This window comes from Novosphingobium chloroacetimidivorans, assembly GCF_014204535.1.
GTDB classification, from domain to species: domain Bacteria; phylum Pseudomonadota; class Alphaproteobacteria; order Sphingomonadales; family Sphingomonadaceae; genus Novosphingobium; species Novosphingobium chloroacetimidivorans.
Window position 1 is genome coordinate 139,576 of sequence record NZ_JACHLR010000007.1, and the last position, 25,243, is coordinate 164,818.

28 protein-coding genes are annotated in these 25,243 nt (G+C 63.5%); 10 read left to right on the top strand and 18 right to left on the bottom strand.

The window, feature by feature from the left end; genetic code table 11:
* Window positions 1-542: 542 nt before the first annotated feature.
* The gene (locus tag HNO88_RS10005; RefSeq protein ID WP_184244638.1) at window positions 543-914 is read right to left on the bottom strand and encodes a winged helix-turn-helix transcriptional regulator; all 372 of its coding nucleotides are present in this window, start codon (window positions 912-914) and stop codon (window positions 543-545) included.
* Window positions 915-1,057: 143 nt separating this feature from the next.
* Between HNO88_RS10005 and HNO88_RS10010 the strand changes: the two genes are divergently transcribed.
* From HNO88_RS10010 to HNO88_RS10020, 3 genes are all read left to right on the top strand, one after another.
* Window positions 1,058-1,960 (top strand): NmrA/HSCARG family protein, encoded by a 903-nt coding sequence (locus tag HNO88_RS10010; RefSeq protein ID WP_246381519.1) that lies wholly within the window; start codon window positions 1,058-1,060, stop codon window positions 1,958-1,960.
* 99 nt (window positions 1,961-2,059) lie between these two features.
* Window positions 2,060-2,590 carry a VOC family protein gene (locus HNO88_RS10015; RefSeq protein ID WP_184244640.1) on the top strand — a complete coding sequence of 177 codons (531 nt, stop codon included), beginning with the start codon at window positions 2,060-2,062 and terminating at the stop codon, window positions 2,588-2,590.
* A 95-nt stretch (window positions 2,591-2,685) separates the two neighbouring features.
* Complete coding sequence (locus HNO88_RS10020; protein WP_184244642.1) at window positions 2,686-3,126, top strand: nuclear transport factor 2 family protein; 441 nt, start codon at window positions 2,686-2,688, stop codon at window positions 3,124-3,126.
* Here the strand turns inward: HNO88_RS10020 and HNO88_RS10025 are convergent.
* The 7 genes from HNO88_RS10025 to HNO88_RS10055 all read right to left on the bottom strand — a co-directional run bounded on the left by HNO88_RS10025 (window position 3,123) and on the right by HNO88_RS10055 (window position 8,116).
* On the bottom strand, window positions 3,123-3,455 hold the full coding sequence (locus tag HNO88_RS10025) for a winged helix-turn-helix transcriptional regulator (RefSeq protein ID WP_221419935.1): 333 nt from the start codon (window positions 3,453-3,455) through the stop codon (window positions 3,123-3,125). The two genes, HNO88_RS10020 and HNO88_RS10025, sit on opposite strands and share 4 nt — an antisense overlap.
* A gap of 219 nt (window positions 3,456-3,674) precedes the next feature.
* The gene (locus HNO88_RS10030) at window positions 3,675-4,367 is read right to left on the bottom strand and encodes a CPBP family intramembrane glutamic endopeptidase (RefSeq protein WP_184244644.1); all 693 of its coding nucleotides are present in this window, start codon (window positions 4,365-4,367) and stop codon (window positions 3,675-3,677) included.
* Window positions 4,364-4,759 carry a hypothetical protein gene (locus HNO88_RS10035; protein WP_184244646.1) on the bottom strand — a complete coding sequence of 132 codons (396 nt, stop codon included), beginning with the start codon at window positions 4,757-4,759 and terminating at the stop codon, window positions 4,364-4,366. The genes HNO88_RS10030 and HNO88_RS10035 overlap by 4 nt, the downstream gene beginning before the upstream one ends.
* Window positions 4,760-4,842: 83 nt before the next feature.
* On the bottom strand, window positions 4,843-6,150 hold the full coding sequence (locus tag HNO88_RS22845; RefSeq protein ID WP_184244648.1) for a sensor histidine kinase: 1,308 nt from the start codon (window positions 6,148-6,150) through the stop codon (window positions 4,843-4,845).
* Entirely contained in the window at window positions 6,147-6,821 is a 675-nt protein-coding gene (locus HNO88_RS10045; protein WP_184244650.1) for a response regulator transcription factor, read from the bottom strand. The genes HNO88_RS22845 and HNO88_RS10045 overlap by 4 nt, the downstream gene beginning before the upstream one ends.
* A gap of 114 nt (window positions 6,822-6,935) precedes the next feature.
* A complete protein-coding gene (locus HNO88_RS10050) occupies window positions 6,936-7,628 on the bottom strand; it encodes a CPBP family intramembrane glutamic endopeptidase (protein ID WP_221419936.1) in 693 nt (230 codons plus the stop codon).
* A gap of 92 nt (window positions 7,629-7,720) precedes the next feature.
* Window positions 7,721-8,116 (bottom strand): RidA family protein, encoded by a 396-nt coding sequence (locus tag HNO88_RS10055; protein ID WP_184244652.1) that lies wholly within the window; start codon window positions 8,114-8,116, stop codon window positions 7,721-7,723.
* A gap of 108 nt (window positions 8,117-8,224) precedes the next feature.
* Between HNO88_RS10055 and HNO88_RS10060 the strand changes: the two genes are divergently transcribed.
* The gene (locus HNO88_RS10060; protein ID WP_184244654.1) at window positions 8,225-8,815 is read left to right on the top strand and encodes a TetR/AcrR family transcriptional regulator; all 591 of its coding nucleotides are present in this window, start codon (window positions 8,225-8,227) and stop codon (window positions 8,813-8,815) included.
* Window positions 8,816-8,957: 142 nt separating this feature from the next.
* Here the strand turns inward: HNO88_RS10060 and HNO88_RS10065 are convergent, their stop codons facing one another.
* Window positions 8,958-9,965, bottom strand: coding sequence for a zinc-dependent alcohol dehydrogenase family protein (locus tag HNO88_RS10065; RefSeq protein WP_184244655.1), 1,008 nt, complete (start codon window positions 9,963-9,965; stop codon window positions 8,958-8,960).
* Between the two features lie 216 nt (window positions 9,966-10,181).
* Between HNO88_RS10065 and HNO88_RS10070 the strand changes: the two genes are divergently transcribed.
* From HNO88_RS10070 to HNO88_RS10080, 3 genes are all read left to right on the top strand, one after another.
* Entirely contained in the window at window positions 10,182-11,093 is a 912-nt protein-coding gene (locus tag HNO88_RS10070; RefSeq protein ID WP_221419937.1) for a LysR family transcriptional regulator, read from the top strand.
* 75 nt (window positions 11,094-11,168) lie between these two features.
* Window positions 11,169-12,221: an NAD(P)H-dependent flavin oxidoreductase gene (locus HNO88_RS10075; protein WP_184244657.1), complete on the top strand. Its 1,053-nt coding sequence runs from the start codon at window positions 11,169-11,171 to the stop codon at window positions 12,219-12,221.
* 18 nt (window positions 12,222-12,239) lie between these two features.
* A complete protein-coding gene (locus HNO88_RS10080; RefSeq protein WP_246381495.1) occupies window positions 12,240-13,256 on the top strand; it encodes an alpha/beta hydrolase in 1,017 nt (338 codons plus the stop codon).
* Between the two features lie 278 nt (window positions 13,257-13,534).
* On the opposite strand, the gene HNO88_RS10085 is transcribed toward HNO88_RS10080, so the two are convergent.
* From HNO88_RS10085 to HNO88_RS10105, 5 genes are all read right to left on the bottom strand, one after another.
* The gene (locus HNO88_RS10085) at window positions 13,535-14,431 is read right to left on the bottom strand and encodes an SDR family NAD(P)-dependent oxidoreductase (RefSeq protein WP_184244659.1); all 897 of its coding nucleotides are present in this window, start codon (window positions 14,429-14,431) and stop codon (window positions 13,535-13,537) included.
* Between the two features lie 72 nt (window positions 14,432-14,503).
* A complete protein-coding gene (locus tag HNO88_RS10090) occupies window positions 14,504-14,920 on the bottom strand; it encodes an EthD domain-containing protein (protein ID WP_184244661.1) in 417 nt (138 codons plus the stop codon).
* Between the two features lie 33 nt (window positions 14,921-14,953).
* On the bottom strand, window positions 14,954-15,448 hold the full coding sequence (locus HNO88_RS10095) for a nuclear transport factor 2 family protein (protein WP_184244663.1): 495 nt from the start codon (window positions 15,446-15,448) through the stop codon (window positions 14,954-14,956).
* Window positions 15,435-16,796, bottom strand: a complete 1,362-nt coding sequence (locus HNO88_RS10100; protein WP_184244665.1) for a hypothetical protein — start codon at window positions 16,794-16,796, stop codon at window positions 15,435-15,437. Before HNO88_RS10100 ends, HNO88_RS10095 begins: the two co-directional genes overlap by 14 nt.
* Window positions 16,793-17,257, bottom strand: a complete 465-nt coding sequence (locus HNO88_RS10105; RefSeq protein WP_281384003.1) for a nuclear transport factor 2 family protein — start codon at window positions 17,255-17,257, stop codon at window positions 16,793-16,795. Before HNO88_RS10105 ends, HNO88_RS10100 begins: the two co-directional genes overlap by 4 nt.
* Window positions 17,258-17,348: 91 nt before the next feature.
* Here HNO88_RS10105 and HNO88_RS10110 point away from each other — a divergent pair, with 91 nt between their 5' ends.
* The 3 genes from HNO88_RS10110 to HNO88_RS10120 are packed head-to-tail and all read left to right on the top strand — an operon-like array spanning window position 17,349 to window position 21,549.
* A complete protein-coding gene (locus tag HNO88_RS10110; RefSeq protein WP_184244669.1) occupies window positions 17,349-19,031 on the top strand; it encodes an ABC transporter transmembrane domain-containing protein in 1,683 nt (560 codons plus the stop codon).
* Window positions 19,028-20,092, top strand: a complete 1,065-nt coding sequence (locus HNO88_RS10115; RefSeq protein ID WP_184244671.1) for an efflux RND transporter periplasmic adaptor subunit — start codon at window positions 19,028-19,030, stop codon at window positions 20,090-20,092. Before HNO88_RS10110 ends, HNO88_RS10115 begins: the two co-directional genes overlap by 4 nt.
* Window positions 20,093-20,094: 2 nt before the next feature.
* Window positions 20,095-21,549 (top strand): TolC family protein, encoded by a 1,455-nt coding sequence (locus HNO88_RS10120; protein ID WP_184244673.1) that lies wholly within the window; start codon window positions 20,095-20,097, stop codon window positions 21,547-21,549.
* Window positions 21,550-22,245: 696 nt separating this feature from the next.
* Here HNO88_RS10120 and HNO88_RS10125 read toward each other — a convergent pair.
* From HNO88_RS10125 to HNO88_RS10140, 4 genes are read right to left on the bottom strand one after another with little or no spacing between them, the layout of a single operon-like run.
* On the bottom strand, window positions 22,246-22,800 hold the full coding sequence (locus HNO88_RS10125; protein WP_184244675.1) for a nuclear transport factor 2 family protein: 555 nt from the start codon (window positions 22,798-22,800) through the stop codon (window positions 22,246-22,248).
* Between the two features lie 13 nt (window positions 22,801-22,813).
* Window positions 22,814-23,410 carry a carboxymuconolactone decarboxylase family protein gene (locus tag HNO88_RS10130; RefSeq protein ID WP_184244677.1) on the bottom strand — a complete coding sequence of 199 codons (597 nt, stop codon included), beginning with the start codon at window positions 23,408-23,410 and terminating at the stop codon, window positions 22,814-22,816.
* Window positions 23,411-23,465: 55 nt separating this feature from the next.
* The gene (locus tag HNO88_RS10135; RefSeq protein WP_184244679.1) at window positions 23,466-24,332 is read right to left on the bottom strand and encodes an SDR family NAD(P)-dependent oxidoreductase; all 867 of its coding nucleotides are present in this window, start codon (window positions 24,330-24,332) and stop codon (window positions 23,466-23,468) included.
* 3 nt (window positions 24,333-24,335) lie between these two features.
* A complete protein-coding gene (locus tag HNO88_RS10140) occupies window positions 24,336-25,241 on the bottom strand; it encodes an SMP-30/gluconolactonase/LRE family protein (RefSeq protein ID WP_184244681.1) in 906 nt (301 codons plus the stop codon).
* Window positions 25,242-25,243: the final 2 nt, after the last annotated feature.

The following is a 25,243-nucleotide window of genomic DNA, read 5'->3' on the forward strand; positions in this document are numbered from 1 at the left end:
GTCAGGCTGCAAGACGCCGAGACGATCGCGCCCGGATCTGGGCTGGAGGATTTCGGTACGACCATCCGGGTTCGGCCGCTCGATGGAACACGAGCGCTGACTACCACGCGAGTACCGTCGGCTCAGCCGATCAGCCAACACAGCGCTGCCTGTCGACGCCACTCTTGTGCAAAGGGAGCATGACCGCGCGCTGGGCGGTACATCCGACGCCGTGCGTGAGCGCGACGAGTTCGAGCTCTGGCGGGCGATGCTGCCGCCTATACCGGCAGCCTTGCTCACCGCACTGGCGGCGGGGCATGTTCGGCAGCGCCTCTGCAACAGCGGATTGCAAAGCGGTGACGATCGGCGACGACGCCGACGATGTGCGCAGCCGGGTCTTGGTCATCCGGATCGCGACCGGTGCAAGATGCGTCTGGGTTCTCGGGCATTCGGAAGGGGCCCTGGTCGCTCTCACAGCGGTGCCGCGCTCGCGAAAGCACCGGGCTGTGCATCACACCCCGCGCCGTCTCGCAACTGCTCCGATCCATGATTGTCTGCACGGCCTACAAGCTGTCACGGCCCTCGCGCCCACGGGAGGCCTGCCTGGCGGCCAGGATAGCCTCTCGATTCCGCAACGACCAATCCAGAATGCCGCTCGTATGTGGTTCCAGCGAGGCGCCCAGTGGCGTGACTTCGTACACAACGGCGACGGGCGCGGTGCTCACGACGGTACGCAGGATCAGCCCGGCCGCCTCGAGCCGGCGCAGGCACTGCGTCAGCGCCTTTTGCGAGATGCCCGGATTCGCGCGCTTCAATGCGTTGAAGCGCGCAGGACCGTCGCACAGGACATTGAGCACCAGCAGCGCCCATTTTGCGGTCAGTTCCTCCAGCACCGAGCGGATGAGTTCGAGGTCTTCAGTCTTCTTGGCAGACATGCCGGGATACTCCGGGTGACTTGGTAGCTTCCAGGTGCCTTATTGCATGCAGGTATAATTTGTATACCTGCATCTGCATCGTGATGGATGAAGGTAGCATGATGCAGAACAACGATGATCGGGATGGTGTAAAGAACGAGCGGATGGTGCTTGTCCTCGGGGCCACGGGCAAGCAGGGTGGCGCTGTCGCACGCGCGCTCCTTTCCCGATCGCGCGGTTCCCGATCGCGAGGTGTTCGCGCCATGGTTCGCGATCCCGCATCCGCTGCCGCCAAGGCGCTGGCGGCGAGCGGCGTGGCCGTGGTCCCGGGCGATCTCGGCGATGCGGCGGCGCTCCGCTCGGCCATGATCGGCGCTGACGGCGTCTTCAGCATGCAACCAAACTCCGGCGATCCAACGTCGGGAATCACCGATGCAGAGGAGGTGCGGATCGGCCGGCTGGTGGCGGACAGCGCGGTGGAAGCCGGCGTGACCCACCTCGTGTACTCCTCGGCCAGCGTTATCAGCCGGGGGCCAACGGGGATCGCCAATCTCGACTGCAAGCTCGAGATCGAGGATCATGTCCGCAGCCTTGCCATCCCGACGACGATCGTGCGGCCGGCAACCTTCATGGAATTGCTGGCACAACCGGCGTTCTGGTCGGATGCGGACGAGCTGGTGTTCTTCACCAGCCCAGACCAGCCTGTCGAGCTGATCGCGGCGCAGGACATCGGCACGATTGTCGCAGCGGTTCTTGCCGATCGTGATCGCTTTGCAGGACTGTCGATCGACATTGCCGGGGAAGAGCTTGCCGGTGCGGATATCGGTTCCGCAATCAGCCGGGCACTGGGCCGACCAATCAGCTATCGGCGCTTTCCCGATGCGTTGCTGAAGCAGCAGCCTGCTCTCGACAGGACGGTGCGGATGTTCGCATCGGGCGTCGCAGCCGGCAATGCCGATATCGCCGCGCTCTCACGGGAGTTCGGTCCGCTGACGGGGCTTGATGCGTGGCTGGCTGGAAGCGGACATGCCCTGATCCGATCCGCGGCGCGGGGCACCAAGACATAAGACCCCCGACCCAACCTTCAGGCACTTACCAAATGGTGCGTACTGGACAAGAAGACAGTAAGCATCATGATGGTCCGCGCCTGACAACGAGGTTGTGGAATGACCGGAAGACCCCTGCGCGGTATCAATCATGTCGGCGTCACCGTCCCTGACATCGAGGCCGCCACCACCTTCCTGATTGAGGGACTGGGTGCCCGGGTGATCTACGAATCCTTTTCTCCGGATCAGCCTCCGCAAGGTAACCCGGACCTGGATCGCGAGCTGAACCTTGCGCCCGGCACGCAACTGGTGGCGACGCGCATGATCCAGGTGGGCACCGGCCCCGACATCGAACTGTTCCAGCTGAAAGCCGACGACCAGCGCCCGGCTGCCCGACCGAGTGACTTCGGCCTGCAGCACCTCGCCTTCTACGCCGATGATATGGACGAGGCGATCAGGCGCTTCGAGACTGCCGGCGGCACGATGCTGTCCCGACCGAAGCCGTTCCTGTTTCCCATGGAACAGGGGGAAGGCAACCTGTTCTGCTACGGCCAGACCCCGTGGAGAATGATGATCGAGTTGATCACCGTCGGCTCCCCGATGGCTTACGAGCACGAGACGCCGCTGCGCCGCTGGCATGCGCACAGCTAGTCAGGGCCGGACCGACTGTCGCCTTCGATGCGGCGCAGCAAAGCGCATTCACCGGCACTTGAGCACACCAAGGTGCGAAGCATAAAGGGCATGACATGACGACGAACGAAGACATCATCAGGGAGCTTTATGCGGCGGCCGAGGCGAACGGTCAGGACGTGGACCGGTTCGCCGCGTTCTTCCATGAAGACGGCTACTTTCAGGACGAGGCGTCCGGCCAGCAATGGTATGGAGACAATGTCCGCCAGCCGATCGAGGCTTTGGGCGTCGCCTTCCCCGACATGCACCGCGAGCTGCTGCGCTTCTATGCCACCGGCGACACCGTCATCGTGGAGCTGAAGCTGCAGGGCACGCACAAGGGCGATTTTCCCTCCCCGATCGGCACGCTCCCGGCCACCGGCAAGATTTTCGATGTCCCCTGCTGCGACGTGTTTCACCTTCGCGACGGCAAGGTCACTGCGTTTCACTGCTACAACGAGGCATTCGTCTGGTTGCGGCAGCTCGGCGCGTTCGATGATGTGAAAGGCGGCAGCTAGGCTTGCGTGGTCCGCCGGGTCCGGGCCCCGGCGAGCCCCTCGATTGCCTGCATGTGCCGTTCGCCCCATTCGCACATCGGTTGCATGGTGTCGCACAGATCGGCGCCAAAGCTGGTTGTCTCGTATTCGACATGCGGCGGGACGGTCTGATGATCGATACGCCGCAGCAGGCCGTCCGCGACCATCTCCTTCAGCTGCTGGCTCAGCATCTTCTCGCTGACATTGCCGACCATCCGGCGCAACTCGCCGAACCGCAGCCTGGCACCGCGCAGATGGTACAGGATCAGCATCTTCCATTTGCCGCCGACCAGATCGAGCGCGGCTTCCATCCCGCAACGATAGCGAACATCAGACATCAGGGCACCACCATCCAAGCTTACCTTAGTTCGGGTACCGGCTGATATGATTGCGCCATCAGTCTGACGCAATGTCCGCTCTCCAGCAGCACACGCCAGGCGACTGCCGCTTCATGGCATTGCCGGCTCAGAGTGGACATGATGACGGACAATGACGCTGACGGCCCGGCATGGCCGGAACTCCTGACCGGATCAGGCACCGCTTGTCAGGACCAGCACCGGGACGGTCGGCAGATTGCAGATCACATGCACGATCACGCCCGGCCAGAGCGATCCGGACCGACGGTAGAGCTCACCTGCCACCAGCCCTTGCAGCACGGCGACGGGGAACACGATGCTGATCCCATGCAACAGCGCGAACAGCAGCGCACCGCCACCAACGCCGATCCGGGCGCCGTAGCGAAGCAGGACGGTGGTCACCAAACCCCTGAACAGCAGCTCCTCTCCCAGCGGAACGAAGATGCCGATCAGGAACGTGGCCGTGACCAGCGAGAGCCACCCGCCGCTACCGCCATCCGCATAGACGCCCTGCGGGCTGTCACCGATACCCGTGACAGCGGTAAATGCCATGACGACAAGGCCCTTCGCCACGAAGGTGAGCACACCGGCGCCGACGCCAAGGAACAGCCATCGGCGCGTGGTCGCCAACACCCCGAAGGTTGCCAACGGTCGTCGCCAAACCATCCAGGCGGCGCCGAACCCTGCCAGACAGGCTAGGCCCGACCATCCGGCAAGCACCAGGCCATGGGCCATGGGATCTAGCCCAAGCCGCTGGATCTGCGATCCGACCCCGAAGCCGACGAGCGCGAGCACGATGATGCCGACCGCCAGCTCAGTCCAGCCGGGTCGGCCGGATGGATGCCCTTGCGTTGCCTCGATGCTCATCGGCCAACCTCAGCGAGCCCGCTTGTGCTGCAGGCTGATCCCGTGCCTGACGGGATGGCGGCGATCATCGTATCGATGTCGGCAATTTCGGCAGCGGTGAAGCCGGCGGCGACCAGACAGGTCGGAGGAATCTCGTGGCCCGACGGTAGCATCACGCGCCGCAGTTCGGCATAGGCGCGCAGTGCCTTCAGCCTGGGTGCGGCCGTATGCGACCGCCGCACGTCCATGAACAGCGTGAGCACGCCAAACGGACCGGATCGTGCAAGCGCGGTGTCACCCGCCCGCACTCCGGCGTGGATCGCCTGGCGCTCGGACAAAGGCAGCGCGGTGGCGGCCAAGTGTCGCCTGAACCGTGCGTTCGGCATTAAAGCCGGGAGAATGGGATCGTTCATCGGTCGGTCCTTTGCTTTGGAGGCGAGGGTTCACCGACCGGAAAGCAGGCCTGCATTGCGCGAACATGGGCCCGAACGGCATGTCAGGGCCGTGGCAGTTCGACGCGGACGACCGTGCCGCCGCCAAATGCGCCATGGATCGACACCCGCCCGCCATGCCGCTCCACCACCTGCTGCACCAGGTTCAGCCCAAGACCGCTTCCGGTGGAGCGCGGACGCAGCCGGTGGAATGGCTCGAACACGCGCTCCCGCTCCTCCGGCGGGATGCCGGGGCCATCGTCCTCCACTTCGAACCCGGCGCCGATCACACGGACGGTAACATGGCGCCCGCCGTGCTCGATCGCGTTCTGGACCAGGTTGGTCACCACCCGCTCCAGCGCGGCACCGTCCCCCCGACAAGGCTGCACGTCGTCGACCTGCACCTCGATCGTCCGGTCGGAGGCGATCAGCAATGGCGCAAGGTCGCCGACGACCCGCCGCACGAGAGCGGGAAGATCCAGTTCCTGGTCGGTCCGGTCCGTGTCGAGCCGCTGCAGGTCGAGTAGCTGTTCGGCCAGGGTCCCCAGCCGCTGCACGTCACTGCCGAGCCTGCGGGTCGACGCCTCGGGTGCGGCTTCGACCTTGGCGCGCAGGATGGCGATCGGTGTGCGCAGTTCGTGCGCTGCGGAGGCGATGAACCGCCGTTGTCGTTCGTAGCCTTCGTCAAGCCGGCGCAAGGCATCGTTCACGGCGCTGACGAGCGGCGCGATCTCCGATGGAACATGCTCCTCGCTCAGCCGCCGTCCACGTCGGTCGGTATCGATCTGCTCAGCCTCGCGCGCGATGCGGGAGACGCCGGACAATGAGCGCCGCACGATCCACGGAGTGACGATCAGGGAGGTAAGCGCGAGCAGCAGAAAGATCGGGAGAATGGTTACATTGGAGGCCATGACCATCATGAAGCTCAATTCGGTCGGACTGCCGTGGCCTAAAATCGTTACCGGCCCGGCAGGCGCGGTTTCCCGCCGGATCACCGCAGCGAGATCGAACGGAGCCTCACGATCACGGATCTGAGCATAGGCGAAGTCGCCCAGTCTGCCGACCAGCGACACATATTGCGGCGGCACGCGCCCAAACGAAATGCTGCGGCCGGCGTCGTCCTCGGCCACGAACCACAGGTTCGATGCCTCTGCACGCATCTCCGGCGTCATGCGTACCGCCAGGCTGCCATCGCCTTGCCGCACGATCGCGGGCGCGATGATGCGGGTGATCCGTTCATCGGTGTACACGCCGCCGCTGTCGAGGCGCAGCGCCACGGCGAGGATGATCCCGAAGGTCACCAGCAACGTCGCGAAATGGAAGATCATCGGCAGGATGATCAGCGGACGCTTGAGAGACGACTGCCGCTTCACATCGCTTCGCGCAGCAGATAGCCTACGCCCCTGATCGGGTGGATCTCGACACCGGCCCCGGCGTCGGCGAGCTTGCGGCGCAGCCGGGAGACATGCGAGTCCAGCGCGTTGGACTGCACCTCGTCATCGAACCCGTAGACCGCCTGTTCCAGCGTCTCGCGCAGCACTGTCCGCCCACGGCGCTTCACCAGTGCCGCCAGCACCCGCAGCTCCCGGCGCGGCAGGTCCAGCCGGTGGCCTGCAATCGACGCCTCGTCACCCGCAAGATCGTAGACGAGCGCGCCGGCGCGGATTTCTTCCCCGGCAAGTTCGGTCGGCCGCCGGCGGATCGCGCGGATGCGGGCGAACATCTCGTCGAGCGAAAATGGCTTGATGAGGTAATCATCGGCCCCTTCGTCCAGCCCGGCGATCCGGTCGGAGATGTCGCCGCGCGCGCTCAGCACGATGACGGGAAGCCCCGGGTTACGGGCACGCAGGTCCGGAAGGAGCGACAGCCCATCCCCGTCGAGCAGGGTGCGGTCCAGCAGGACGAGGTCGAAGCGGCCCTGCATCGCCGCCTCCCGCGCGATCGTCAGTCGATCGGCATGGTCGACGATAAATCTCTCTCGCTCCAGCGCGCCGCGCAGCGTCTCGGCAAGCTGGAGTTCGTCCTCGATCAGCAGAACTCTCATCGATGCACCTTCTGTCGGCAGGGCAATTGAGATCCCGAACCGTTCGATCTGCGCAGGGACACACGCTTTGACGCGCATACCGGCGCCATGCCTGCACGCGGCAGCTTGCCGCGATCACGCATAGCGGCCGAGGTACAGCATGCCGATGCCATAGGTGTCGACCAGCGCATGGGCGAGGATCAACGCCCACAGGTTCCGGCCTGACCGGAACCAGGCCCATCCGAAGATGATGCCGACCAGACCGGTGTTGAGCACGCCCAGCGGCCCCTGGATTGCATGGGCCAATCCGAAGATAACGCCGCCTGTCACAATCGTGATCCACCGGGCGGCGCTTCCGTCACCCAGGACTCCAGATAGCTGGTGCAGCAGGAAACCCCGGAACAGGATCTCCTCCCCGATTGCAGCGCTGACCAGCGCAAAGGCGAGCAGACGCAGCGCTGCTTCGGCGTTGCCGGCCAGCGCGCCATATCCGCTATAGTCGCTCTGCATGCCGAATGCCCGTTCGATCACTGGCTGGACGATCTCGCCAAAGGCAGTCACCGCCACCGCAATCCCGACGCCCCAAAGCAGAGTCAGGCCTGGTCGTTTCCGCCCCAGACCGATGGGCTTCAGGTTGCGGGCTTCCAGCCAGGTCCAGACCAGCGCCCCGCCAGCCAGCAGCACGACGCGAAAGGGGATCGAGGCCGGCAGGACAAGAAGGCCGAGGAACAGCATGATCACCATGCAGCGGCTCAGGGGGCGCTCCAGCAAGGTCTTGGGCGCATTCCCGGCCTTGCGGTTCTGCCCGCGATACGTGACAGCTGACATGGCACTCCCCAGGCACTGCGGCCTCTTCGTTCCCGGTTGCAGGTGAGGGGCGGACATTGCGGCGACATGGCGTCACCGCATCGAGCCCGCGGTTAGGCCGCCGGAATGCGCGCTATCACCTTGATCTCGAAATCGAACCCGGCAAGCCAGTTCACGCCGACGGCTGTCCAGTTCGGGTATGGCGCCTTTGCGAAGATCTCCTGCTTGACGGCCATCACCGTGGGGAACTGGGTTTCGGGATCGATGTGAAACGTCGTCACGTCGACGATGTCGTCGAAACCGCACCCGGCGGCGGCCAGAGTCGCTTTCAGGTTGGCGAATGCCAGGCGGACCTGCGCCTCGAAGTCGGGCTCGGGCGAACCGTCTTCCCGGCTGCCGACCTGTCCGGACACGAACAGCAGGTCGCCGGACCTGATCGCGGCCGAATAGGTGTACGTCTCATACAGGTCCTGTCGACCGGCGGGGAAAACAGCATCATGGCTGGCCATGGCAAACCTCCACTTCAAACGCCTCGGCGGATCGGCGATCCATAACATACGAGGCGTATGTGAAATATGTCATACGTGGCGTATGTCAATGGGCCGGGATCGGTCTATATGAAGAGAGTGAAACGCGCAGAGCTCATCAAGCAGACCCGCGACAAGCTGCTCGCCGCCGGCCGCAAGGCCTTCGCGCGCGATGGCTATCACGCCGCCTCGATGGATCAGCTGACGGCGGATGTCGGCCTGACGCGGGGTGCCCTGTATCACCACTTCGGCAGCAAGCGGGGGCTGATGGAGGCCGTGGTCGAGCAGATCGACACCGAAATGGCGGGCCGGCTGCGCGATGCGCTGAAGGATGCGACCGATCGGCGCCAGGCGCTGATCGACGAAGGAGTCGCCTACATCAAGCTCGCGCTGGAGCCTGAATTCCAGCGGATCGTGCTGCGCGACGGTCCTGCGGTGCTGGGCGCACCGATGCACTGGCCCAGCCAGAACGCATGTCTGGCTGGCACCATCGAGCGGATCCAGCACCTAGTGGACACCGGCGAGATCGCGCCAGTCGACGCAGAAGCGGCGGCCCGGTTGCTGGACGGCGCGGTTCTGGATGCCGCCATGTGGATCGCCGCGGCGGACGATCCGGCGGCCGTGGCGCAACGCGCGATCGACGCATTCACCCGCCTCGCAAGCGGACTGGTCGCCCGCTAGTCTCGCGAAATCTCGGGAGAAGCGGCGTCTCATCCCCTGGGAGGCCAAGGTTGGTGCTGGATGCGGGGTGCTGGACGATTTGCGTCGCCACCTCGCATGACGAGCCACCCGTCGCGGGATCATCCGCGCAGGCCGGACACGGCTACCGACGTCGGCGGGGAAGCACCACGGTGTCTCCCGCCACGTCGATCGCGACCTTGCCGCGAAGTTCGTAAGCGCTGCCGTTCTCGAGCAGTTCGTGCGCTTCGCCCATTCTCGCGAGCGGCAGCGTCGCGCCGATCACCGGCTTGACGAGGCCGCGCTCGATCAGATTGGTGAGTGCGTCGAGCTTGCCCCGGTTCTGGCGGGTGAAAACGAAATGATAGGCGGCGTTCTTGCCCCACGCCGCGGCCAGGTTCTGCGGCTGCGCTATGTCGACCAGGCTGACGACGCGCCCCAGATCGGCCAGCGCCAGCGGGCTCCGGGTCAACGTGTCGCCACCGATCGTATCGAAGATGACGTTGGCGCCGGTCCCGCCGGTCAGCCGCGCGACTGCATCGACATAGTCCTCTGCGGCGAAGTCGATCACGTCGTCCGCGCCGAGCGAGCGCACGAAGTCATGATCGTGCCGGCGCGCCGTGGTGATCACGCGCGCACCGATTGCCTTGGCGACCTGGATCGCGATAGTCCCGACGCCGCCCGCGCCGCCATGGATCAGGATCGTCTCGCCGACCAGGAGTTGCGCCCGGGTGACGAAGGCTTCCCAGACCGTCCCGCCGACCAGGGTCAGGCTTGCGGCTTCCAGATGGCTGATATTCGCGGGCTTGCGGCCGACCACGTCGACATCGACCACGTGCTGTTCGGCATAGGAACCCGGGCCCTGGAAGATCTGCGGCGTGTAGTAGACTTCATCGCCGATCCCGAATTCGGAAACGTGCGAACCCACCTCCGCCACGACGCCGGACACGTCGTGCCCGATGATCGCGGGCAGCGGCACGTGGTCGGTATAGTCCCCGCGGCGGATCTGATAGTCGAGCGGATTGACCGCCGTGGCGTGAACCTGCACCCGTACCTGTCGCGGCCCGACAGGCGGGACGGGAACGTCACGCAACTCGAAGGCGTCGGCGCCGCCGAAGCGGGTGAGTACAATGGCTTTCATCGTGTCGGTCATGTCGGTTCTCTCCATGATCGCGTCGCCTTGGAGGCATTGTGGCGAAGCGAGTGTTGTACGTCTGCGATGATCTGGTTTTCTCTCCGTCAAGGCGGTAGTCACGCCTCGACAGGATAAGTTTCAAGAATGTCTTGAAAGTCGCCTGGCGTGCCTGGCGCTTTTACTGTCACGCTGCGGGTGCATGGGGGTCCATGCGCGCTTCCTGGAATTGGTGAGATGATGGATATCAGCGACCTGACCCTGTTCGTGCGGATCGCCCAGCTGAGCAGTATCAGCGCCGCCGCCCGCGATCTTGGGATCACGCCCGCTGGCGCAAGCGCGCGGCTCGCATCCTTCGAGCGGGAACTCGGCGCGCGTCTCCTGCATCGCACGACGCGGGCGGCGACATTGACCGAGGATGGGCGCGCTTTCCTGCCCCATGCCGAGCACCTGCTTGATGCCGCTGCGGTCGCGCGCGCGGCATTGGGACGCGAGCAGGCCGCACCACGCGGCACGCTCCGCATCGCCGCGCCCGCATCATTTGCACGCATGCATATCGTGCCGGGAATGCCCGACTTCATGAGCCGCTACCCCGATCTCACGCTCGACATGCGCATCTCGGACAATGTTGTCGACCTTGTCGAGGGTGCCTTCGACATCGCCGTCCGCTATACCGATCTTGGTGACTCATCCTTTGTGGCGCGGCGGATCGCACCCGACCGCCGTGTCCTGGTCGCGTCGCCCGATTACATTGACCGATGCGGCCATCCCGCCGGGCCGGATGACCTCGACGGGCACACCTGCCTCGTCGTCGGGACGCTTGACCTGTGGACCTTTGCGGGACCTGACGGGAAGGATATCGTAAAGCGCATCACCCCGGCGCTGCGGATCAACGATGGCGGGGCGGTGCGCGATGCAGCATGCGCCGGACTGGGGATCGCGCTGATGGCAACGTGGTGCGCGGCCGACGAGCTTCGCTCCGGAGTGCTCATCCCCGTGCTGGGCGATCATTCTCTGGTGTCGACGCAAACGCTGTGGGCGATGTATCCAAGCTCACGCGAACTGGCGCCGAAGGTCCGCGTCTTCATCGACTGGCTGGTCGCGCGCATCGGACCCGTTCCCTACTGGGATCAGGGCTTGCCGATCTGAAGACAAGCGCCCGATGCGGTTGGAGGAGCGTCCACCGGCTTCACGGATATCAACGCAGAGGATTCCCGTCGTCTCATGACCATCCTTCAGCAGCTCGGCATGACATGTCCGATCGTACAGGCGCCCATGGCAGGCGTCTCCACACCAGAAATGGCAGCGGCTGTTTCCAATGCAGGAGGGCTGGGCTCGATCGGGGTCGGCGCCACGGACGCGGTCGGCGCTCTCGCGATGATCGAGGCAGTCCGTGTCCGAACCGATCGCGCCTTCAATGTGAATGTCTTCGTCCACGCGACGGCGCGCAGCGACGCCGCCCGCGAGGCGCAATGGCTCGAGGCACTACAACCCTTGTTCGCGAGATACGGAGCCACGCCGCCTTCGTCGCTACGCACCATCTATACTAGCTTCGCCGACGACGATGACATGCTTGCCATGCTGGTGAGCACCGCTCCGCCGGTCGTCAGCTTCCACTTCGGTCTGCCGGCGGCCGATCGCATCGCCGCCCTGAAAGCGGCCGGTTGCGTCCTGCTGGCGTCCGCCACCAGCCTGTCCGAAGCGCGGCTGATCGAAGCGGCAGGCCTGGACGCGATCGTGGCGCAGGGATGGGAGGCCGGAGGGCATCGCGGCGTCTTCGACCCGGCGGCACCTGACGACGAACTTGGCACGATCGCGCTGACACGGCTGTTGGTGACGGAAACGCGATTGCCGGTAATCGCGGCCGGCGGGATCATGGACGGAGCAGGCATCCGGGCGGTGCTGGCGCTTGGAGCAAGCGCGGCACAACTCGGGACGGCGTTCATTGCTTGCCCGGAGAGTAGCGCGGACGAGGCATATAGAAGCGCGCTTGCTGGACCCGCCGCCCATCACACGGTGATGACCCGCGCGATTTCCGGCCGTCCGGCGCGCTGCCTAGCCAACCGTTTCACCCGATGGGGTGCCGACACGCCTTGCGATGCGCCCGACTACCCCATCGCCTACGATGCGGGAAAGGCGCTGAACGCGGCGGCAAAGGCGGCTGGGGAAGGTGGGTACGGCGCGCAATGGGCCGGGCAGGGTGCGCCGCTTCACCGGGTCATGCCCGCCGGCAGACTGGTGGAGCTTCTATGGCAGGAAGCGTCTTTCGACGTCTAGCATGGGCGACTTCAGAATATGACGGATGACAACGACATGAGCGATCGGAAGCATGGTGTAGCAATACCGGCCCGCCTGGTTCCATTCCCTGCGTCCGTAAGCCCGGAAGCGCGGGCCAGTCTTGCTCGCTTGGTGAGCGAGGAGGGCGAACCGCTGAACGCGTCTTACACGATGCCCCTGCCAGAAGACCATGCCGGTTGGATGGCGGTGAAGGCGGTGGCCGATGGGCAATATGCGACGGCCGTGAAAGGCCTTGCTGGAACGCTGCGATCGAGCGTCGAGACGATCCAAAACGGCGACGTCACCATCCACGTCGCCACGCCCGAAACCATGCTGAAGGCGGATTTCGCCTATATCGATTTCCATGGCGGAGCGCTGGTGTTCGGCGGAGGGGATGCCTGTCGCGCCCAGGCGCGGATGCAGGCAGACCAGCACGGGGCGGTCTGCTACGGCGTCGATTACAGAATGCCGCCCGAGCATCCTTATCCGGCAGCACTGGACGATGCGATGGCGGCATATCGCCATGTTCTGAAGAGCCATGTCCCGTCGCGCATCATCGTCGGTGGTCGATCGGCGGGCGGCAACCTGGCAGCTGCCATGCTGCTGCGCGCAAAGGCCGAGGCGCTTCCGATGCCTGCGGGGTTGATCTTGTTATCTCCCCAGGTCGATCTGACCGAGTCCGGTGACAGCTTCCAGGTGAACCGGACGGTCGATGTGGTGCTGCCCGGCTCGCTGATGCGCAACAATTTGCTTTATGCCGGCGGGGCTGACCTGTCGCATCCCTATCTCTCGCCACTGTTCGGGGATCTGACCGGCCTTCCGCCCACATTCCTGCAATCGGGCACTCGTGACCTGTTTCTATCGAACACGGTGCGAATGCACCGCGCCCTTCGTCGAGACGGCGTCGATGCCGAACTGCATGTATTCGAAGGAATGCCCCATGGAGGGTTCATGGGCAACACGCCCGAGGACCGTGACCTCGCCGAAGAGATATTTCGGTTCGTCAGCAGAATTTCAGGCGAGGCAAGCCGGTAAGAGCTTTCCATCGATGCTGAGCGAGCGTCCGAAGTTGGGGGGCTGGGAGTGTGCCCTGAACGTCCGAGACTGGGTCGGGTCTGCCGCGACTCTGTTGCGACCTTGAATGCTCCCACCAAGGGCCGTCAGCCGGTCCATTAGACTAAAGAGAGGACGGGGTTCCTGCATGAACGGATGGCAGAAGTCGGGAAGCGAGGAGGGCTGTCTGAGTGGCCGGTTGTCGGTCGTGCGACATGCTGCAAGGGACGGCTATCCTCTGCGGTCGATCCTGACGGCCCTCATCTATTGCCGTCGACTGCGAACATCCGTGCCACTGTGGAAGACCTTTCGGCAAGATCGGTAGGATAGAAGACGTCCTGCTGCGCTACGACCTCGGGCATGGCCATTGCTACGGCTTCGATCGAGTCTTCGTGGCTCATGGCTCCCCGGCTTTCTCCAAGGACCACGCGTGCGATCCGTCCGCCACCAATTGCGAGTATCTCACCGTTGATCGCGCACGTGTCGTGCATCAGATACGCTACCGCTGCGGCGACCTTTTCGGGTTGCATCGTCTGGTGGAACCACTGGGCATAGTCGCTGACCAGATGACGTTCGGTCATGCGTGTACTGGCCGAAGGTGCGACGGCGTTCACCATGATGCCCGCCGCGCGCCCTTCTACCGCAAGGCAGCGCATCATCCCGATACTGGCTGCCTTTGCCGCGGCGTACGACATGTTGCCTTCCGCCCCATAGATCGCCGCCGACGAAGTAAGGACCATGCGGCCGTAGCCGCGCTTAACGAAATGTGGCCAGGCTGCGCGTGCCAGCCAAAGCCCGGCGTGCACGTTTATGCGTAGCACGAAATCCAGGTCCGGGGTCGAGAGCCGGTCGGGTCCGGCGAGCTCCGGTACAGTGCTCGCATTGTGGATGATGCCGTCGATCCTGCCGAAAGCATCGAGAGCTGTGGTGATCGCTTCGCCAGCGCCGGCTTCCTGCGCCAGATCTGCGGTACAGGATATGGCGCGGCCGCCGGCAGCCCGGATCGCGGCCGCGACATCGTCGGCCGGCGCCGTGGCCGTGCTCTCCCCTCCCATCGTCGAGCCGTTGTCGGCGACGATCACGCTGGCGCCGCGCTCTGCCAGCAGCGTGGCATACGCCTTGCCCAACCCGCGTCCGGCGCCGGTGACCAGGATCACGCGATCGTCAAAGAGCAAGCGTTTCTCAGGCATGCGTGGCCCCTCTTCGTTCTGGTCGGATCAAGCCTGACGTCACGTGCCGTGGATGACTTGCACGCGCGTCGGCTCGCCGCCTGGGCCCATCGGCGAGTCTCCCTCGTACAGGATCGAGCAGACGGGATTGGCATGGCTGGCGAACAGCCGGGCTTCATCCGCCTTGGTGAACGGCAGCCGCTCGGGATCGGCGATGACGCGCTGCGAGGCCTCGAAATCCTCGCGGCTGTTCCACCATATTTCCATGATGCAGTCGAATCCGGGGTCGTGGACTTCGCCGGTCACCCAATTGCGCTCCGGCTGCAGATAGCGGCGCACGTAGCGCTCGGCATTCGCGATCGCGGGCTTGAGGTTGGCCTTCCTGGCTACTTGCGAGTGCTGCTTCTCGTAGTAATCGAGGAACTCGTCGAGCGTCATGTCCTCGCGCTTCCTAAAGAAGAAGATCTGCTTGAACATCGGTCTTTCCTCTACCCTGCCCCAGTGGCCGGATCAGCTCGGCTTGCCCATCAGGCTTGCCCTGGCGAAATCTTCGCCGCCGAGCAGCACCGGGGTGCCGTAAAAGCCGTGGACACGCCACACGCCGTCCGCTTCGCGCCGGCAGTCCATGCGCGTGTCCGAGATAGCGACGGGAAGTGTGGCGTCGAGTACGGGAGGACGACCGCCCCCGCCGAAGGTGACGATCAGGAACGAGAGCGTGGCGCTGGCAGTATCATGCAAGACGATCTGGAGGTTATGGTAGACATGACGTGTGGTGCGCACGCCGTCCTTCTGGTCCCGCGCGATCTTGGCTGCCCGATCGGCATAGAACTGCCGCACACCATCGTGCCCGGTGAACTTGATGGCGCCGAAATCACCGATCACGTCCTGGGTGAAGTAGTCGACTGCCCCAGCGGCACCATTGAAGTCCACTTCGCGCCAGTAATCGACCAGCATCTGTTCGAGCACAACCATCGTCAGCGCGGCGTCGGCATCAATGTTTCGCATGGTTGAGAACTTCCGTGTCGGGCCGTTCGGGCCGGGGATCAGCTTGGGAGCGAAGAACGTCGTCGATGACGCGGTCGAAATCGTTACGGGACCACAGGTCGAGGAACATGGTCAGAATATGCAGCTGATTGCGCGCGCTATCGTGTTGGCCGAATGCCGGATCGCGTGGGCCGCTCGCATCCGCGATCGTCGGGAACTGACGCAGGATACGGTCGGGGCTCTGGAGAAAATAACCAAGCCCCATCAAACCGACGTAGCTCAGCAGATGCAGGCGCAATGCCTCTCGCTTCAGCAAGGGACCGCCGCTTTCGTGCAGCACGGTCATGAACCGCTCTATCAGACTATCGAGATGGATCTGCCAAACATCCTGGTGCGCGGCGCTGATCGAGCCCCACAGCGCGAAGGCGACGTTCATCTGGCCCGCGTGTCCCCAGTCCAGCAGCCCGCATTTCAGCTCGCCGGAAGGGTCGCGCCAGAACCATGCGTTGTCGATATTCGCGTTCCAGTGGCACATCGCTACGAACTGCGGATCGCTCTGCAGGAAGCGGGCAATCGCATCCTGGTGAGCATGGAAGCGAAGGGCCTGCCGTGCAAACCTGGACAGGAACATCGGTGAGCGCAAGTGTGTCGGCACAAGCCGCGGATGCTCCAGGACAAAACTCTTGAGCGCGACGATGTCCCGCGCGAGTTCCGAACTGTCTCGGCCGATGCGCGTGGCGGCAATGGACGCTTCGCGATCGTACGGAAAGAGTGCTTCAACCTGCGGGGAGAGGAGCCCGGCGCGATGCGTGCCAGAAAGTCGCGCGAGGTTGGTCACGATGGTGTGGTAGTAGGCCTCGGGCGATTCCAGTCGGTGATCCATGCACTTGGGATAGTGCGGCTCCACCTCGCCTTCGCCGAATGGGATGCATTGCGTGATCAGCAGGCCGGTCTTGCTGGTTGCCTGATAATCGGCGAAGTACGGGCGGGGCACGGCGATCGGGAATGCGTCCAGCCGAGAGAGCTCCGCAAGGCGGATTTCCGTCTGCATCTCGTACTTGCCCCGCGTGTCTCGTACGAGGTCGGTGAAGTCACGAGAGAACTTGACGAACAGGTTCTGGTGCAGGTGAGCACCCGGATGCAGGTATTCGACATCTAGCAGCAGCTTCTGCCCGGTGCTTCCTCCGGGGCACGCCCGGGCGGAAAGGCGGGTCACGCGGTTGTCGGCCTCCAGCGCGCCGAACGCTTGGAAGCCGCGCGTGAGAAAGTCGACGCCCATGTCCAGCAAGGCTTGCGGATGAGCGGGGATGACAAGCCCGGTCTCGTCTCCCCGCACGGTATCGATCCAGGATGAGGTGTCAGCGGTCATGAGGGGTGATCTTGGTCCACAGCGTGAAATGGAGGGCAATCGCCATGAGCCCAGGCCATGCGTCCGCTGTCAAACAGGAACGGCCGTAACTCGACGATCTTGCCATCGCGCAGCCGCCATAACTCAAGCACCTGCATCCCGAAGCTGCGCCCGGTACGCGCGCCAGCGCCGCTCAGGTAGATGTGCACGATGACCTCGTCTCCCCCGGCGGCATAATTGACGATGGTGAAATCAAGGTCTGCCCAGGTGGCCAGAACGCGCACCAGTGCCTTGCGGAATGCCGCTTTGCCACGATAGACGCCGCCGTAGGGCAGAGACTGCGGCTCGTGCAAAGTGCAGTCCTCGGCCAGGAGTTCGTCATAGTAGCGACACCCAGTCGCGCGATGAAGAGCTGCGCGAAGCTTTGCGCGACGCCGCCCAGCGCGGCCAAGATTTGCCTGATCGAGTATGTCAAAGACCAAGGTGACGAAATGTTGCGCCGCAGCATAAAGGGATTGTTCGAAGGAGCACCTTGTTTGTAGGTGTAACTGTCGAATTCATGGGGTCGCAAGATTGGCGGGAGAACGTTCGGGCTTGCGGCATGCCGCCGCATGGCTGGGTGAGATAATCGGGCCCGACAAGGGCTATATCAAGGTTGGCATCGTCTATACGACTGCCATAACGCTCCTCTCGCTGGCGACACCGATTTCGGTTCAGTTGCTGATCAACTCAGTCGCACGCACAGCGCTCGCCGCCCCGCTGTGGATTCTTTCGGGGGTGCTGCTCGCCCTGCTGCTGCTGGTTGCCGGCCTGAGTGCCTTGCGCATCTATCTGCTGGCGATGTTCGAGCGTCGGATCTTCGCGCGGGTGGTCGCCGAGGTCACCGTGCGGGCAGTCCACGCGCAAAACCCGTTTTTCGCCGATGACAGCAGGGGCAGCCTGTTCAATCGCTATTTCGACATGGTCATCGTCCAGAAGGCGGTGCCGAGCCTGGTGATCAACGGCTTCACCATCATCCTGCAAGGGGCGGTCGGCCTGATCGTCACCAGCTTCTATCATCCCTTTTTCCTGGCATTCAATCTTGTCCTGATCACAATCTGCCTGCTGATCTGGATCGTCTGGCGCCGCGGCGCGATCACGGGTGCGGTAGGACTCTCGCATGCCAAGCATGAGGCGGCGCAATGGCTGGAAAGCGTCGGTGCGTCGAACGGCTTCTACAAATCGGCGCGTCATCTCGATTTCGCCATGGACAGATCGGAGGCGGTAACCGCCAACTACATCCGAGCCCATCGCCGTTACTTCCGCTACAGCTTTGCGCAAGCGCTGGGATACTTCCTGGTTTACGCCTTCGCCGCAGCGGCGTTGCTTGCCCTGGGCGGCAGCCTCATTCTGGCCGGACAGTTGTCGATCGGTCAGCTGGTCGCGGCCGAACTGATCATGTCCGGCGTCTTCTACGGGATCTTTCAGCTGGGCTGGTACCTCGATACGTTTTACGATCTGGTGGCAAGCTCCGAGGAGCTGTCGCAGATCTTCGCCATTCCCCAGGAACCGGTCGGCCTCAGCGGGCAGGCGCCGCCCGACGGATCGGTCCGTTTTCGTGGTGTACACCGCGGCACATCGCGCTTCGACTTCGCGGTGGGCGACGGCGAGCAGACTGCCATCGTCGCCGATGCCGGCGTCGAAGGCGAAGTGGCACTGCTGCTCAAACGCCATGCCCATCCCGACAGGGGGCTGGTGACGATCGGCGGGAGCGACCTGGGCAGCTTCGATATGTACCTGCTGCGGTCCGCCGTGATGGTGCTGAACCGGCCGACGATCGTCGACATCACGATCCGCGAGTATCTGAAGCTTGCGGCGGGAGGAAACGACGATGGTGCCAGCATCATCAGGGTGCTGGAACAAGTCGGCCTCGGAGCGCGCATCTCCAGCCTGCCGGAAGGTCTGGACACGCAACTGGCAAGCTCGGGGTCTCCGCTTTCGATCGTGGAGGTCATGCAGCTGAAAGTAGCGGCTGCCCTGCTCAGCCGGCCAAAGGTGCTGTTGCTCTCCCAACTCTATGACATGGTGCCCGCCGCGCCGCTGCAAGACACGCTGAAGGCATTGCGCAACCACGGAACGACCGTCCTACTGTTCACTGCCCGCCCGGATGCCCTGGAGGTCGACAGCTGCATGTGGCTGGGGGCACAGGCGCAGCATCGCTTCAAGGACCACGCCGAATTTGTGCGCTTCCTCGAAGCGCAGGAGGGCAAGGCGTGACGATCAGCCAGACGCAGCTCACGCATTTCCCGTCTCTGGCCGGGCTGAGGCCGCCGCGGGTCGTCATCGTCGTGACGTGGCTGATCGTGATCGGCCTGTGCCTGGTGATCGCCATCCTCTTCGTCCCATGGCGGCAAACGGCGCAGGGCGGTGGTCAGGTCATCTCGCTCGACCCGGAGGACCGGCCCCAGCAGGTCACCTCACTGATCGAGGGCCGCATCCAGCGGTTCTTCGTGCGTGACGGCCAACTCGTGGAAGCCGGCCAGCCGATCGTTCAGGTCGTGGATGTCGATCCGAATTTCTTGGAGCGCATCGCCGCTGAAAAGGCCGAGCTCGTGGCGCAGATCGCCGCGATCGAACAGGCGCGGGCGGTTGCCTCCATCGACGTCGGCCGTACCGCCCAGCTCTACGCCGAAGGGCTCGCCGCGCGCAGGGATTACGAGCAGACGCAGATCAAGGTCGCCGACGCGAATGCGAAACTGGCCGAGGCGCGCGCGAAACTGAAGCAGCTCGAGGTGCGCCAGAGGCGGGAATCGGCCCAGTTGGTGACGGCTCCTCGCAGTGGCCGGGTGCAGAACCTAAACGCCGCCGCGGGCGGTGCGCTGATTTCTGCAGGGACCGTGCTGGCGACGATCGCACCCGAACAGATCGAGCGTGCGGTGGAACTCTATGTCGATGGCCGCGACTTGCCGCTGGTCGATCAGGGACGACCGGTGCGGCTGGAGTTCGAAGGCTTCCCGGCCTTTCAGTTCAGCGGCTGGCCCGCCTTCGCTGTGGGCATCTACGATGGCCAGGTGCGATCGGTCGATCCGACGCCGCGACCCGACGGGCTGTTCCGCGTGCTGGTCGAGCCCAGACCCGGCACTCCAGCCTGGCCAGAGCGGCGCTTCGTGCGCCAGGGCGGCAAGGTGCTCGGCTGGATTCAGGGCGACAACGTTACCGTTGGGTATGAACTGTGGCGCCAACTCAACGATTTTCCCTTGAACTACGGCCAGGACGAAGTTGCCCAGAAACCCCAGGAAAAGGCCGAGAAAAGCTCGATAGAAAAGAAGAAGAAATAGCCATGCGCATCGCGTCGGGATTGGCAGCGCTGCTGATCGCCGCCACGCCCATGGTGGCGTGGGGGCAGCAGGGCACCGCATCGTCACGAGTGGCGGACGCCGATGGTCCGCTGACGTTGCAGGCGGTGCTGCGATCGTCGGCCCGCTCGGCGCCGGACATCATCGCCGCGCTGGCGCGCACGCGTCAGGCCGAAGCCAGGGCATTGACCGCGCAAGGGGCATTCGACACCGTTTTCGCGTTGGAGGGACGCAGCCGTGTCGCTGGCTACTATGATGGTACGGAGCTGGCCGGCAAGGCCGAGCAGCCGCTCATGGGCAACGGCGGCTATGTCTACAGCCAGTATCGCGCCTCTCGCGGCGATTTCCCGATCTACGAGGACAAGGCTTACACCAACCGGTTGGGCGAAGTGAAGATCGGCGCCCTCTATTCGCTGCTGCGCGATCGGGTTATCGATGCGCGCCGATCAGAGTTTCAACTTGCCGCTAACGATATCGATATTGCCCGCTTCGAGACGAAGGCGACCGGCATCGGCGTTCAGGCCCGGGCTGTGGACGCCTATCAGAAATGGGTCGCCGCCGGCTTGAAGCTGAGCGCATACGAGGCGCTGCTGTCGCTTGCACAGGAGCGGACTTACGGCATCGAACGCCAGGTCAGGCTGGGCGCCAAGGCATCGATCCTGCTGACCGAGAACGAGGCCAACCTCGTCAAGCGCGAAGCCCTCGTCATCGAAGCCAGGCAGAGTTTCGACGCAGCGGCGGTAAAGCTTTCGCTCTATTATCGCGATGCCGCAGGAACCCCGATCGTCGTCGATGAATCCCGCTTGCCCGATGACGCGACCGCGCTCGATGGGATCCGGATCGATCCCGCCTTCAATCTGGAAGGCCGCCCCGATTTCGCGATCCTGCTGGAAGAGATCGACAAGGCCACCATCAAGTTGGCGCTTGCGCGCAACGATCTGAAGCCGCGGCTGGATCTGAGCGGTGAGGTGGCCAAGGATGTCGGGCGTGAGGGGCTTGGCGGCCCCAGTCGCACGCCGCTTGAGATGATTGTCGGCGTGACGTTCAAGGTCCCGCTGCAGAACCGCAAGGCGAAGGGCAAGCTGGCCGAAAGCCAGGCCAAGATCGAAGAGCTGACGGTCAAGCAGCAGTTCCTGGCGGAAAAGATACGGGTGGAGGTTATGGCCATCGGCATCGAAGTGGAAACTGCGAACCAGCTTGTGGACACAAGCGCCCGGGAGCAGGTTCTTGCGCAACGACTGGCAGTCGCCGAACGCCGCCGCTTCGAGCTGGGCTCGAGCGATTTCTTCCTGGTCAACCAGCGCGAGGAGAACGCCACTAACGCGGAAGTGAAGCTGATCGAGGCGCAGGCGCGGATTGCCGCCGCGAAAGCCGAGCTCGCCGCCGTGACAGCAGACGAGGACGCTCTGGGTTTGGCCTTCCTCGCCCCTTCCGAGTAAGCAGGACAAAACGTCCTCCCGGGGCTGCCACACCGTTCCCGGCATCGGCAGGGACCTTGGCTCGGCTGGCCCGTGGCGGGAGCCCGGGCGACGCTCCAAATATATCAAGCAGAATCAAGCCGATACGAGCGCCGCTGGCGGAGACGCCGTAATGCAAATAGCATTGAAACTTGAGAAGATATCAGAGATAGAGCAAGCGTGTCATAGATTTAGCCGCAATGTAGATCACGCACTCCGGCGATCGCTGGTGAACCTTCGCGTTGGTTGCTGTCGATCTAGCCGATCAGAGCCTATTTGGTGTTTCTTATGTGCGCCGAGTTGAGCAAGCTGCCGTTCGTTGACGAAACAGCGTCGGAACTGATCGCCCTTCATTCCAATCATCCAGGTGGCACGACGGCGTGCCCGAACGCCGCCGCTCGTTCATCTCAATCTAGTGTGCACAGTTGGCGGTAGCGCGCCGCAGTGGTCAAGGATGCGCGAGCGTACACCTGCTTCACGAGTACGCAACCGACTATTGGATTGCAGAGGAGGCTGATGTCCCTGGGTTTGACGATCCGTGTAGGCCCATGCGGCAGCTTAGTTATCTCAGGTGTGCAAAGTGCTTTAAGGTCGCTGACGCTGGATCGCCCTGACCCGCTCGAGCCGTCGATCAGTTTTATTGGTGCCTTGTTGCGGTTGCTCTCTTGCTTAATAGGCTCACCAGTGCGCACCCGGTCCGCCAATCACAATTGGCCTCTGGTAAGAAAGGTCCTCGCGGTCACGCGTGCCCTTGAGAAAGCCCTTGACCGACTGCGTGTGTAGCCAGGAGGCATCGCCCTGCATAGCGGTCTCGACGGTTGAACGGCGCCACATGATGCGCCATTCGCCGCTCCGTTTCTCCAGCTGATCCATATAGCGGCCGGCCGCGATCGTGCAGGTCAGGCCATCATGTGACAGCATCGTGCCAACGACGTAAGTCTCGCAGTATGCGATTTCGCCGTCGATCTCGCAGGTATGATTGGCCAGGTTGTGTTGGTTCATTCCGAAAGCCGCCGCGTGGCCCTTGTTGGCGATCTCAGGGTATGCAGTTGCGGGAAACGGAACCGGGCCATGCTCGTCCGCGCCCTCGGGCCAGTAGCAGCTCGCGGTGAGTTCGGCATCGTGGCGGTCGCGCCCTCGGGATTCGCGCACGATGACATCCAGGATGTCTTGGCGATCCTTCAGAAGCCGAACGGTCGCCTTCAGCTCAGCTATGTCGATGTCTTCGCTCATGTTCCCTCTCCGATCAGCGCGCCGCCAAGCCCGCATTGTTTGCTTCAAGCCGTAAGCGCAGCGAGTTCTGGAAATAAGCTGTAGCGGTGAATTGCCCAATCAAGATCAGGAGTTCGAACATCTGCTGCTCGTCGAAGCGCTGAGCGAGCCTGTTCCATGTCCGGTCGCTGACCATCGCATTTTCGTGCAGTTCCTCGACCGCTTTCAGGATCGCGCGCTCATGCTCGTCCCATCGCGCAGCGATCGAGCCAGTTGTGGTAGCTTCAATCTCGTCTTCGCTGAAGCCGAGGCGTTTGGCCTGCGCGACATGCTCGCCGAACTCGTAGGGAGCCGCACAAAGCCAACCCGTGCGCAAGATGGCCAGCTTGCGGTCACGCGGCGGCAGGGTACTCGCTGGCCCTTGTAGTGGCACGGTCACGTCCATCACCGCCTGCCACAGCGTGGGAAAGCGGCAAAGCGTGAACATGATTTCCGGGATGGCGTCGACCGGCGGTAGCGGCATGTCGGCGGGGCCGCCAACGCCGACGATCAGCTGCCGGGTGGTCTCCTGGACCTGAGCGGCTGCGACTTGGCGGTCTACGGGAGCAATGCGAGGTGGCTGGCCGAGCACGTCATCGTGACGTGTCTCGATTTGGCGGCGCGTGTCAGTGTCTATGGGCATAATATCAGCGGATGATCGTCGGCTGATAGGTGAACGGCACAGAGCCATGGGTGTCGCGATAGGAGGGCTGCTGGCGGCCCTGATCGGTGACGCCGTACTCCCGGCCCAGTTCGGCACCGATGAAGGTCTTGCCCGACTTCTGCGCCAGTGCAGGATCGTTGAATAGCGCCCAGATGAGATCTCCGGTGAACCCAGGGCTTTCCGATATGCCTTCCAACGATCCAAACTTTTCGCGATCGGAGGCAATGACCATCTTAAGTCTTTCGGTGAGCACGGCACCCATCCAGATGGAAACCGCAGCAACATGGCTTTTGGCCTCGGCGAAATCGACCGACATGTCATGAGCCATTTTGTCGAGACTGGCCTTGTGCGCGCCGTAAGCCGCGCCGAACGAGTAGTGCACCGCGCCTGAGGCTGAGGTGAAGACAATCAGTGCCTTGTCCTGCTTCGTCATGATCGGCGCGGCATACCAGGAGGCGACGTAGCTGCTGCGAATGCCGACATCGATCATGTCGGCAAGCTTCAGCGGCTTTTCCCAGAAATTACCGGGCATGGTCAGCTCGTCATACACCGCCGCCGCATTGTTCACGAGCACGTCAAGACGGCCCTGCTCGTTCTTGATCTGGGCGAATAGCGCTGCGACCTGCGCATCGTCGGCGTGATCGCAAGCCACGCCGATGCCTTTACCGCCGGCTTGGGTCACGGCATCGGCGGTCTCGTAGATCGTTCCCGGTAGAGGGTGGTCGCCTGACGCTTTCGACCGGCCAGTGACGTAGACCGTGCAGCCATGCGCGCCGAGCGCGACGGCAATACCTCTACCCGCACCGCGACTTGCGCCGGTAACGAGAACAACGGGAGCTTGCTCGGACATGGGTTATCCTTTCGACAGATCAAAGCGGGCAGGTGGGATGGGAAGCCCGGGGAAGTCGGACCGGCCGCGCAAGAGGAAGGAGTTTTGCGCGGTGATCTCACCGCCCTCCTTCAAGGTGTCGCCGCCGTCTGCCGGCACCGAGTTGAGATAGAGATCACGCACGTCCGTGCCACCGAAACGCAGCTGGGTAATGGACCCGGCAGGCGTCTCAAAGCGGTCGAGCGTGGTCCCATCGGGCGCAATGCGAGTGCAGAAGTCTGAGCGGAAACCGGTCACCCACAGGTTGCCCTTTGCATCGAGTGCCATGCCGTCGGCATCTTCCTTTGCAAGGAACAGCTGGCGATTGTGCAGCGTCAGGTCGTCCGCCACATCGAACGCCCAGGTGCCAAGGAAAGTATCATTGCAGTAGAACCGGCGCCGTTCGGCATCGTAAGCCATGCCGTTCGTGAAGCCGATCCCGTCGGCGAGTTTGATGGCTCGGCGGTCCGCGGTCAGTCGCCAAATTTCGGTGGGGCGGGTCGGTTGCCCTTCGATTACCATCTCAATGTCGTTGGTGCCGAAGAATATGCCTCCTGTACCGTCGGGGATCATCTCGTTGATGCCGTTGATCGGCTGACCATCTAGGCGGTCGAGCAGCCAGCCGGCTTTGCCGGTCTCGGGGTGGTTCCACATGATCCCGCCTGCGCCCGTCGACAAGACCGCGCCGTCATGGTTCATCATCACGCCGCCGGTCCACATGCGACCTTCGTTGAACGAGCTGACCTTTGTGCCGTCCGGCTTTGCGCCATGGATGCCGCCGGCGATCACGTCGCTGTACCATATGACATCCCGCGCGAGGTCTATTGCCAGTCCCTCAAGATAGAGGCCCGACGCCACTTTATGGAACGCGCTCGTCGCCGCTTCGCTCATGA

Excerpts from the sequence above, each read along its gene's own strand:
- HNO88_RS10030 (WP_184244644.1), bottom strand. The coding sequence starts at position 4,367 with ATGAGCATCGAGGCAACGCAAGGGCATCCATCCGGCCGACCCGGCTGG.
- HNO88_RS10080 (WP_246381495.1), top strand. The coding sequence starts at position 12,240 with ATGACGGATGACAACGACATGAGCGATCGGAAGCATGGTGTAGCAATA.
- HNO88_RS10060 (WP_184244654.1), top strand. The coding sequence starts at position 8,225 with ATGAAGAGAGTGAAACGCGCAGAGCTCATCAAGCAGACCCGCGACAAG.
- HNO88_RS10100 (WP_184244665.1), bottom strand. The coding sequence starts at position 16,796 with ATGACCGCTGACACCTCATCCTGGATCGATACCGTGCGGGGAGACGAG.
- HNO88_RS10140 (WP_184244681.1), bottom strand. The coding sequence starts at position 25,241 with ATGAGCGAAGCGGCGACGAGCGCGTTCCATAAAGTGGCGTCGGGCCTC.
- HNO88_RS10095 (WP_184244663.1), bottom strand. The coding sequence starts at position 15,448 with ATGCGAAACATTGATGCCGACGCCGCGCTGACGATGGTTGTGCTCGAA.
- HNO88_RS10035 (WP_184244646.1), bottom strand. The coding sequence starts at position 4,759 with ATGAACGATCCCATTCTCCCGGCTTTAATGCCGAACGCACGGTTCAGG.
- HNO88_RS10075 (WP_184244657.1), top strand. The coding sequence starts at position 11,169 with ATGACCATCCTTCAGCAGCTCGGCATGACATGTCCGATCGTACAGGCG.
- HNO88_RS10025 (WP_221419935.1), bottom strand. The coding sequence starts at position 3,455 with ATGGAAGCCGCGCTCGATCTGGTCGGCGGCAAATGGAAGATGCTGATC.
- HNO88_RS10005 (WP_184244638.1), bottom strand. The coding sequence starts at position 914 with ATGTCTGCCAAGAAGACTGAAGACCTCGAACTCATCCGCTCGGTGCTG.
- HNO88_RS10010 (WP_246381519.1), top strand. The coding sequence starts at position 1,058 with ATGGTGCTTGTCCTCGGGGCCACGGGCAAGCAGGGTGGCGCTGTCGCA.
- HNO88_RS10090 (WP_184244661.1), bottom strand. The coding sequence starts at position 14,920 with ATGTTCAAGCAGATCTTCTTCTTTAGGAAGCGCGAGGACATGACGCTC.
- HNO88_RS10045 (WP_184244650.1), bottom strand. The coding sequence starts at position 6,821 with ATGAGAGTTCTGCTGATCGAGGACGAACTCCAGCTTGCCGAGACGCTG.
- HNO88_RS10020 (WP_184244642.1), top strand. The coding sequence starts at position 2,686 with ATGACGACGAACGAAGACATCATCAGGGAGCTTTATGCGGCGGCCGAG.
- HNO88_RS10065 (WP_184244655.1), bottom strand. The coding sequence starts at position 9,965 with ATGACCGACACGATGAAAGCCATTGTACTCACCCGCTTCGGCGGCGCC.
- HNO88_RS10120 (WP_184244673.1), top strand. The coding sequence starts at position 20,095 with ATGCGCATCGCGTCGGGATTGGCAGCGCTGCTGATCGCCGCCACGCCC.
- HNO88_RS10125 (WP_184244675.1), bottom strand. The coding sequence starts at position 22,800 with ATGAGCGAAGACATCGACATAGCTGAGCTGAAGGCGACCGTTCGGCTT.
- HNO88_RS10050 (WP_221419936.1), bottom strand. The coding sequence starts at position 7,628 with ATGTCAGCTGTCACGTATCGCGGGCAGAACCGCAAGGCCGGGAATGCG.
- HNO88_RS10015 (WP_184244640.1), top strand. The coding sequence starts at position 2,060 with ATGACCGGAAGACCCCTGCGCGGTATCAATCATGTCGGCGTCACCGTC.
- HNO88_RS10135 (WP_184244679.1), bottom strand. The coding sequence starts at position 24,332 with ATGTCCGAGCAAGCTCCCGTTGTTCTCGTTACCGGCGCAAGTCGCGGT.
- HNO88_RS10070 (WP_221419937.1), top strand. The coding sequence starts at position 10,182 with ATGATGGATATCAGCGACCTGACCCTGTTCGTGCGGATCGCCCAGCTG.
- HNO88_RS10055 (WP_184244652.1), bottom strand. The coding sequence starts at position 8,116 with ATGGCCAGCCATGATGCTGTTTTCCCCGCCGGTCGACAGGACCTGTAT.